The organism is Rhizobacter sp., from assembly GCF_031412075.1.
Classification (GTDB): Bacteria; Pseudomonadota; Gammaproteobacteria; order Burkholderiales; family Burkholderiaceae_C; genus Rhizobacter.
In genome coordinates this window covers 1-2,360 of sequence record NZ_JANOCG010000523.1, presented here as the reverse complement: position 1 = coordinate 2,360, position 2,360 = coordinate 1, and the positions used below count along the sequence as shown (strand labels likewise).

The following is a 2,360-nucleotide window of genomic DNA, read 5'->3' as shown; positions in this document are numbered from 1 at the left end:
CTTTGTCACGCGCGATGCGCGTGAAGTCGAGCGCAAGAAGGTGGGTCTGCACGGTGCACGTCGCCGCAAGCAGTTCAGCAAGCGCTGATCCCCGCGAACCCGGAGACGGGTTTTCGTGCAAAAAGGCCGCTTTCGAGCGGCCTTTTTCATGGCTGAGGCGCATGCATACACCTGCAAGGTTTGGACACAGGCCGGGGCAGAGTGCGCTCCTACAATCGCGCCTCACCCTACTCCCTGCACCAAAACCACCCCACGCCATGCGCTGGAAACTGCTACGCCGACGAATGTCGATCAGTGCGCCCCGCATGATCGTACGCAGTCATTTGCCCTGGCCGCTGCGCTGGGCCGTGGTGGCTTTGGTGTTCGGTTTTTCTGCGGCTCTGGCGCTGTGGGCCTTCGAGTTCGGCAAGAGCATTGCCGGCTTGGACCGAGATGCGAAGGCCGAGTTGGCTCAGCTGCGGATCGAGGTGTCCAAGCTGCGCGAGGAGCGCGAGGGTGCGCAGTCCATCGCCAACACAGCCGAGAGTCTGCTGAAAGCTGAAAGGGTGGCTCAGGAGCGGCTGACGCAGCAAATCAAACAGGTCGAGTCTGAAAACCTCGCGCTGAAAGCCGACCTGGGGTTTTTCGAGCGCCTGCTGCCGGCCAGCGCGGCCGAGGGCCTCAATGTGCGGGCTTTGCAAGCCGAGGCAAAAGGGCCGGGGCACCTTCGATTTCAGGTGCTGATCATGCAAATAGGCCGGAATCCACCCGAGTTTGTCGGGCGTTACGACATCGTGCTGTCGGGCACACTGGGTGACAAACCTTGGACGATTTCCCAGCCCGGCGGCCCCAGGCTGCTGCAGGTCAAACAATCGGCCCGCCTTGAAGGCACGGTGAACTACCCGACCGACGCGGTGGTGAAGATGGTCGAGGTCAAGGTCACCGACAACAAGGGCGGCGTGCGAGCCTCCCAGACCGTGAAGTTATGAAACCCCCAGCGCGCTGGGTCGATCGACGTTGACGTTAGGAGTCACACATGTTCGCGAAGAAAAAACAGCCCCCCATCCGCACCCTGATCGGTGAGGGCACAGTCATTCGTGGCGAGCTGCTCTTCACCGACGGTCTTCGCATCGACGGGGAAGTGCAGGGCGACGTGATCGCCCTGGCGGGGGAGTACAGCATCTTGGTCATCAGCGAAAAAGCCCGCGTGGTGGGCAAGGTCAAGGCCGGCCACGTGATCATCAACGGCCATGTCACCGGCCCGGTGGTGTCTGACGCGCTGCTCGAGCTGCAGCCCAAGGCGGTGATCATCGGCGACGTGAAGTACGAAGCCCTCGAGATGCACCAGGGCGCCACCATTGACGGCGAACTTCACCCGTTGAAAGCCGAAGAAAAGCCAGCACTCATCAAATTGGCTGCCTCCAGCGGCGGGTGAGGTTTCTCGCCGGCGTGGATAATCCAGTTCTTGTCTGGAAGGAATCGCCATGAGCGCAGTAGCAACAAGCAACGTCCAAACCCCCGAGGCCGACATGCCTCCGGTGCCGCTCGTCTTCACCGACAGTGCTGCGAGCAAGGTCAAGGAATTGGTCGACGAGGAAGGCAACCCCGAGCTGAAGTTGCGGGTGTTCGTGCAGGGTGGCGGTTGTTCCGGCTTCCAGTACGGTTTCACCTTCGATGAAATCGTCAACGAAGACGACACCCAGATGAACAAGAACGGCGTCACGCTCTTGATCGACGCGATGAGCCTGCAGTACCTGGCCGGCGCCGAGATCGACTACAAGGATGACCTGCAAGGCGCGCAGTTCGTGATCAAGAACCCGAACGCGACCACCACCTGCGGGTGTGGTTCCAGCTTCACGGTTTGAGCTGAGACCTCTGCCAATGCAAAGGCCGCCCTTGGGCGGCCTTTTGCGTTGTCACGCCGGGTACAAAGCGCCGAGCACACGGGGCCCGGTCGCTCCGGTGACGGCACTGAGGTTGCCCGGTTCGCCGTGCAAGTGTTTGTAGGCCAACCAGGCGAATGCGGCTGCTTCCACATGCTGTGCCGGCAGGCCGCGGTCGTCGGTCAGGCGAACGGCCATGCCGGGCAGGTGAACCGCCAGTCGGCGCATCAGGTGTTTGTTGAGCGCACCCCCGCCACACACCAGCAGCTCGCTCGCATCACCTGCATGAGCCTTGATGGCTGTGGTGCACGTGAGGGCGGTCAGCTCGCACAGCGTGGCTTGCACGTCTTCGTTGCGGGTGGTCACGCCGTGGCGTTGCAGCCGGTGGGCCAGCCAGTCGGTATTGAACAGATCCCGGCCGGTGCTCTTGGGCGGCGGGGCGGTGAAATAGGGCTCTTCCAGCAACACATCGAGCAACCGTGGCTGGATCGTGCCGCT

Annotated in this window: 5 protein-coding genes; 4 read left to right on the top strand and 1 reads right to left on the bottom strand. The window is 62.2% G+C overall.

From position 1 onward, the window contains the following. From rpsI to erpA, 4 genes are all read left to right on the top strand, one after another. A partial coding sequence (rpsI, locus tag RMO40_RS19535) for a 30S ribosomal protein S9 (RefSeq protein ID WP_309724929.1) occupies positions 1 to 88 on the top strand: 88 nt, incomplete at its 5' end. A 73-nt stretch (positions 89 to 161) separates the two neighbouring features. Next, positions 162 to 968, top strand: a complete 807-nt coding sequence (locus RMO40_RS19530; RefSeq protein ID WP_309724927.1) for a DUF6776 family protein — start codon at positions 162 to 164, stop codon at positions 966 to 968. A 47-nt stretch (positions 969 to 1,015) separates the two neighbouring features. Further along, positions 1,016 to 1,414 carry a polymer-forming cytoskeletal protein gene (locus tag RMO40_RS19525; RefSeq protein WP_309724925.1) on the top strand — a complete coding sequence of 133 codons (399 nt, stop codon included), beginning with the start codon at positions 1,016 to 1,018 and terminating at the stop codon, positions 1,412 to 1,414. Between the two features lie 49 nt (positions 1,415 to 1,463). Then, positions 1,464 to 1,844, top strand: coding sequence for an iron-sulfur cluster insertion protein ErpA (gene erpA / locus RMO40_RS19520; protein ID WP_309724922.1), 381 nt, complete (start codon positions 1,464 to 1,466; stop codon positions 1,842 to 1,844). Between the two features lie 51 nt (positions 1,845 to 1,895). Here the strand turns inward: erpA and RMO40_RS19515 are convergent. Continuing rightward, the coding region (locus RMO40_RS19515; RefSeq protein ID WP_309724920.1) for an anhydro-N-acetylmuramic acid kinase at positions 1,896 to 2,360 on the bottom strand (465 nt) is incomplete at its 5' end.